The 5,530-nt window shown below is 71.8% G+C and carries 7 protein-coding genes; 4 read left to right on the forward strand and 3 right to left on the reverse strand.

Features of this window, described 5'->3' with window-relative positions:
* On the reverse strand, positions 1-1,099 hold a 1,099-nt coding region (locus C1I98_RS34365), incomplete at its 3' end, for a serine/threonine-protein kinase (RefSeq protein WP_146607820.1).
* A 427-nt stretch (positions 1,100-1,526) separates the two neighbouring features.
* The gene (locus C1I98_RS34370) at positions 1,527-2,447 is read right to left on the reverse strand and encodes a LysR family transcriptional regulator (protein WP_111171497.1); all 921 of its coding nucleotides are present in this window, start codon (positions 2,445-2,447) and stop codon (positions 1,527-1,529) included.
* 383 nt (positions 2,448-2,830) lie between these two features.
* On the opposite strand from C1I98_RS34370, the gene C1I98_RS34375 reads away from it, so the two are divergent.
* The 3 genes from C1I98_RS34375 (at position 2,831) to modA (ending at position 4,538) form a co-directional block, all read left to right on the forward strand.
* Positions 2,831-3,130, forward strand: coding sequence for a hypothetical protein (locus C1I98_RS34375; RefSeq protein WP_111171498.1), 300 nt, complete (start codon positions 2,831-2,833; stop codon positions 3,128-3,130).
* Positions 3,131-3,316: 186 nt separating this feature from the next.
* Positions 3,317-3,727, forward strand: coding sequence for a TOBE domain-containing protein (locus C1I98_RS34380; protein WP_111171499.1), 411 nt, complete (start codon positions 3,317-3,319; stop codon positions 3,725-3,727).
* Between the two features lie 10 nt (positions 3,728-3,737).
* On the forward strand, positions 3,738-4,538 hold the full coding sequence (modA, locus tag C1I98_RS34385; RefSeq protein WP_233508427.1) for a molybdate ABC transporter substrate-binding protein: 801 nt from the start codon (positions 3,738-3,740) through the stop codon (positions 4,536-4,538).
* A gap of 25 nt (positions 4,539-4,563) precedes the next feature.
* Here modA and C1I98_RS34390 read toward each other — a convergent pair whose 3' ends face one another.
* Positions 4,564-4,737 (reverse strand): hypothetical protein, encoded by a 174-nt coding sequence (locus C1I98_RS34390; RefSeq protein WP_199537440.1) that lies wholly within the window; start codon positions 4,735-4,737, stop codon positions 4,564-4,566.
* A gap of 228 nt (positions 4,738-4,965) precedes the next feature.
* Here C1I98_RS34390 and C1I98_RS34395 point away from each other — a divergent pair.
* A partial coding sequence (locus C1I98_RS34395) for a lytic polysaccharide monooxygenase auxiliary activity family 9 protein (RefSeq protein WP_111171501.1) occupies positions 4,966-5,530 on the forward strand: 565 nt, incomplete at its 3' end.

The following is a 5,530-nucleotide window of genomic DNA, read 5'->3' on the forward strand; positions in this document are numbered from 1 at the left end:
GCTCGGGACGGGCGGGCGGCGGTGAGGCGACCGAGGTGGCGGCGGGTGTGCGCGGCGCGGCGAGTGGCGGCGGCGCCTCGCGCTGCGAGCCGTTCAGCACGGCCACTCCGGCGATGATCCCGGTCACGGTGGCCGTGGCCAGCGTGCCGGCGATGATCGCCTTGCCGGTGGTGCCGAGCAGGGTACGGGCCAGCGAGGAGCCCGCGGTGAGCTGCGGCGGCGCGTGTACGCCGAAGCCGATCAGCAGGGCGGCCAGGCCGCCCAGCCCGAAGCGGCCCTCGCGCTCCCACTCCGGGCCGTAGGCGTCGCCGGCCGTCTCCTCCAGTTCGACCAGGAAGGCCGCCGCCGACGGCGGCCGGTCGGCGGGGTCCTTGGCCAGGCCGTGCCGCAGCAGCCCGCGTACCGGCTCGTCCGCCTGCTCAACGGGCGGCGGCTCGCTCTGGTGCAGGTGGGCCAGGACGGCGGCGTCGCTCGCGTCGAACGGCCGGCGGCCGGTCAGGCACTCGAAGAACACGACGGTCGCCGCGTACACGTCGGTGGCCGCGCTCGCGGGCGCCTGCTCCCATAACTCCGGCGCCATGTACGGGGGCGACCCCGCCCCGGCCCCCGGCTCGCCGGCCGGTGCGGCGATGCCGAAGTCGACCAGTTTGCTGTCGCCCGCGACCGTGACGATCACGTTCTCCGGTTTGAAGTCGCGGTGGACGACCCCCGCCTCGTGCGCGGCGGCCAGCCCGAGCAGCGCGCCCTTGAGCACCACCAGCGCCGCCTGCGGCCCGGTCGCGCCGCGCTCCCTGATCATGCGGCGCAGCGTCACGCCGTCCACCGGCTCCATCACGATGGCCGCGCCGCGGTCGCCCTCCACGTAGTCGAGCAGCCGGGCGATGTGCGGGCCGCCGAGCATGGAGATCAGCCGGGCCTCCTCCCGGAAGCGGCCGGCGAAGCTGGGCTCGGCGAGCAGTTGCGGGGACAGGTACTTGATGGCCACCTCGGCGCCGTCCGCGTCCCGCCGGGCCAGCACCACCCGGCCGGAGCCGCCCGAACCCAGTTGGCGCAGATGGGTGTGACCGGGCACCTGCCAAGGTCCAGGGAGGTTTGCCACAGCGGACTCCTACGCACGACTCGGCGCGAAAGATCTGGTTACGTTGGGAAGTTAATCGCTCGATGAGCTTATGTCGAGATAAATCGTCGTATTGTGATGGCAATACCGCCGGATGTTCGCCGCTTTTCCCACTGTCCCTGCCTGGCCGCTGCCGCCAGGAAGCTCGCCAGGGGCTCGGGGGTGCGGTTTCGCGGCGAACCCCCGCTGGACGGTCGCCCGGGTCGGCCCGGGATGAAATCAGCGGAAATATGTGGATGCACGATGCGGAACGTGTCGTGTTTTCCCAGAAAATCCCAGCTGCTTCGCGCCCAGGGGGCCGACCTGCGCGATGTCCCGATTCGAACATCGCTGTTCACGCCACCCGGTGGGACGCCGGGTTGCTTGGAGGATCGCGTCCCGTGGAGTGGCCGACCGTCCGTTTCGTGCGTCAGGGAGTGCCGGGCGACGCCGTGAAGCCGCCTTCTTCCGCGAGGTCTTCGGCGGCCCTGACGAAGTCGGCGATGTAGGGGGCGGTCGCCGCCCGTGGCCAGGCGACCGCGACCACCCTCGGGCTGAGGTCGGAGACCGGCAGATAGACGAGGTCGGCGCGGGGATGGCGGCCCGCGGCCGAGGCGGGGACGAAGGCGACGGCCCGGCCGAGTGCCACGACCTCCAGGATCTGGGCGAGGCCGCAGACGGCCGGGCCGTGCCGGAGCGGGCGGCGGGGGAGGGGGTTCTGGTCCCGGCCGCTCCAGTAGGCGGTCATCGCCGGTTCCGCGCCCGGCCGGTACGGGAAGGGCTCGTCCGCCAGGTCGGCCCTGCGCAGCCTGCGGCGCCCGGCGAGCCGGTGCCCGGCGGGCAGCACGGCCACCCGCGGCTCGGTGAGCAGCGGCTCGGCGTCCAGCCCTGCGGTGTCGAAGGGGCTGCTCAGCAGGGCCGCGTCGGCTTCCCCGCGGCGTACCAGGACGGCGGGGTCCTGCCACCCGGTGACCACGGCGCTGAGCGGCCGGCGACCGGGCACCGCCTCGTACCGCGACCGGATCTTCGCCAGCAGCCCGGCATCACGAGACCGCGCGGCCACCAGCAACGGCTGCCGCGTCCCCGCCGTCCGTCGCGCCCGCCGCAGCGCCGCATCGAACGCGGTGATCACCGAACGCGACGAGTCGAGCAGCTCCTCGGCGGCGGCGGTGAGCGTGACCAGCCTGGTCGTACGCTCGAAGAGCGCCGTACCGAGCTTGGCCTCCAGCCGCCGGATGCTCCGGGAGAGAGGAGGCTGAGCAATGCCGAGCCGCTGAGCGGCCCGGCTGAAGCTCAGCTCCTCGGCGACGGTGACGAAGTAGCGGAGCTCCCGGATCTCCACATTGTTCATCAGACAAATATAATTCCTATACCGCGTGATATTTCCGCCCTTGTGCCGTTTCTGGGGCATTCAACCTGAGTGGGGATGCCGCGTAGGGTCCGGCGTTTCCTGCCCACCTGCAAGCACCTGCACCCAGCCCACCACGGCCTGCCCCTCGGCGGCCGGGCGTAGCGCCCTGCCGTACCGCCGTGCGAGGCGCCGGGCACAGCGCGGGCATGGGGCGGGGCGTGCCGGGCGTGCCGGGCAGGGGTGGCCGGTATTGCTGAAATAAATACTGCTTTGGGGTGTTCTGCGTCTTTTGTCGGAGCAGATATGGGGTGCGATCGGCGAAGGGACGTGCGATGGACGGGGGCCTTGTGACACCGCTCGTGGCTGTGGCCCTTGGGTGCTCCATGCTGGTCGCGCCGGAGCCCGCCGACGCCGTTGGCATTCACATCGTCCCGGCCAGGGTCGCCGCCGGGCAGGACGTCACGGTGACGCTCTACTGCCCGGCGGGCGCGAAGGGCGGGACGGTGGACGGTCCCACCACCTTCGGGTCGCACCGGGCCGAGTTCTCCCAAGGCAGAGGCACCGTCACCGCCCGCATTCCGCAGGAAGCGGATCGGGCCGAGCACCAGATCAACGGCTTCTGTGACGACGGCGAAGGCTCCGCCCGGGAGGCCGTCGTGTCGGCGTTCATCCAGGTCTTCTGACGCGCCGCCACCGCTGAGATCCGTCCGCCCGCCGGGTGCCCTACCCTGAGCGGGCGATGAGCGCGTCCCGGAGTGCCGGTGTCGGTCTGCGGGCTCTCAGATGCGGCGGGGATTGTGCTGATCGATTGGAGGGTGCCAGGCAAATGTGGCCTTGCGGCCCGTATGTACGAAGGTATGGTGAGCTTCGTGACGACGTTCCGGATCAGTGAGGCGGCCGCGCTGCTCGGCGTCAGCGCGGACACGGTCCGGCGCTGGATCGATGCCGGCCGGCTGCCCGCGCGGCGCGATGACCTGGGGCACCGGATCGTGGCGGGCGCCGACCTCGCGGCCTTCGCCCGTGCCCAGGTCGCCGCCGAGGGCGGTTCCGGGTTCTCCTCGGCGCGCAACCGGTTCCGCGGCATCGTGACCGAGGTGCTCAAGGACGCGGTGATGGCACAGGTGGAGATCGCCGCCGGGCCCTTCCGGGTGGTGTCGCTGATGAGCCGCCAGGCGGTCGACGAGCTCAAGCTGGAGGTCGGGATGACGGCGGTCGCCGTGATCAAGTCCACCAACGTCGTCGTGGAGATCCCCGACAACGCTCGCGCGGCGGGCCACTAAGGAGTTCCAGGTGCTCAGACGTTCTCCCCGGCGGCCCCTGCCGGCCGTACTGCTCATCCCGGCGGTCATCCTGGCGTTGACCCTCGCGGCCTGCGGCACCGGGGGGCCGGCTCCGGCCGGCGGGGCGGGTTCCGCGCCGCGCGCCACGTCGCTCACCGTGTTGGCCGCCGCCTCGCTCACCGGGACGTTCACCGAGCTGGGCAGGCGCTTGGAGGCCGGGCACCCAGGCACCCGGGTGCGGTTCAACTTCGGCTCCAGCGCGACCCTGGCCCAGCAGATCACCGAGGGCGCGCCCGCCGACGTGTTCGCCGCCGCCAGCCCGGCCACCATGAAGACCGTGCAGGACGCCTCCCTGGCGAAGTCGCCCGCCGTGTTCGCGCGCAACACCCTGGAGATCGCCGTGCCCGCGGACAACCCGGCGGGCATCGCCGCCCTGGCGGACCTGGCCCGCCCCGGGGTGAAGGTCGCGCTGTGCGCCGAGCAGGTCCCGTGCGGCGCGGCGGCGGCCAGGGCGCTGTCCGCGGCCGGGCTCAAGGTCACCCCGGTCACCCTGGAGCAGGACGTCAAGGCCACCCTGACCAAGGTCGAACTGGGCGAGGTGGACGCCGCCCTGGTCTACCGCACCGACGTGATCGCCTCCGGCAAGGTACGCGGGATCACCTTCCCCGAGGCGGGCAAGGCGGCCAACGACTACCCGATCACCGTTCTGTCCAGGTCACCCGCCCGCGACCTGGCCCGGCGATTCGTCGATCTGGTCCTGTCCGGCGAGGGCGGCGACGTCCTCACCAAGGCGGGCTTCCAGAAGCCCTGACCCCCGCCCCCAGAAGGTCTCGCCGCTACAGTCGGCGGTGTCGGTCAGCAGGACCGCGATGTCCGGGCAGCACGCCGGTGCCGTAGTGCCGGGCGTCGCCCTTGCCGTCTCCCGGTACGACCGGCTCGGTGACCGCCGGGGCCGCCTCCCGTACGCGGTCGGCGTCCCGGCTCACGGTGCCGTGGTCGGTGTCGTCCATGGCACGGCGGGACGCGGCGAACGTCTCGGCCGGCTCATCGGGCCGCCCCCGTCCGCTCGGACGAGCCGGTGGCCGGGGTGCGCGCCGTGGACGATCGCCTTGAGGCCGGCATCGACCGGCGGCGAGCGGGCCTGTGACGGCTGAGGGGACGGATCCTGGCAAAGCGGTTTACTGTTAGGAAACTTTACTTTATATTTGGAGTACCCCTCAGCACGAAGGATGTATGAGATGCGAAGATTGCTCACAGTCCTCGCCACGGCGGTAGTCACCATCGCGACGGTGGTGGTCGTGGCCCCGCCCGCGTCGGCGCACGGCTACATTTCCGACCCCCCGAGCCGTCAGGCGAACTGTGCCTCCGGCAAGGTCCGGAACTGCGGCCAGATCATTTGGGAGCCGCAGAGCGTGGAAGGCCGTCAGGGCCAGCGTAACTGCCACGCCGGCGACTCCCGCTGGGCTCCGCTCAACGACGACTCCAGGGCATGGCCGGCCGCGAACGTCGGCAGCACGGTCAACTTCCGCTGGAGCGTCCCCGTGCCGCACTCCACCAGCACGTGGGAGTACTTCATCGGCAGCGACCGGGTCGCGGTGTTCAACGACCGGGGCAGGCTCCCGGCCAGGACCGTGAACCACACGGTGAACCTCGGCGGCCACTCCGGCCGGATCAAGCTGCTGGCCATCTGGAACGTCGCCGACACCGGTATGGCGTTCTACAGCTGTGTCGACCTCCAGGTGGGCCCCGGCGGTCCGGAGCCGACTCCGACCCCGACCGTGACCCCCACGGTCGACCCGACGC

Source organism: Spongiactinospora gelatinilytica, from assembly GCF_003236385.1.
In the GTDB taxonomy this organism is placed as follows: domain Bacteria; phylum Actinomycetota; class Actinomycetes; order Streptosporangiales; family Streptosporangiaceae; genus Spongiactinospora; species Spongiactinospora gelatinilytica.

Coding starts and splice junctions, on each gene's coding strand:
- C1I98_RS34390 (WP_199537440.1), bottom strand. CDS start 4,737: ATGGACGACACCGACCACGGCACCGTGAGCCGGGACGCCGACCGCGTA.
- C1I98_RS34375 (WP_111171498.1), top strand. CDS start 2,831: ATGCTGGTCGCGCCGGAGCCCGCCGACGCCGTTGGCATTCACATCGTC.
- C1I98_RS34370 (WP_111171497.1), bottom strand. CDS start 2,447: ATGAACAATGTGGAGATCCGGGAGCTCCGCTACTTCGTCACCGTCGCC.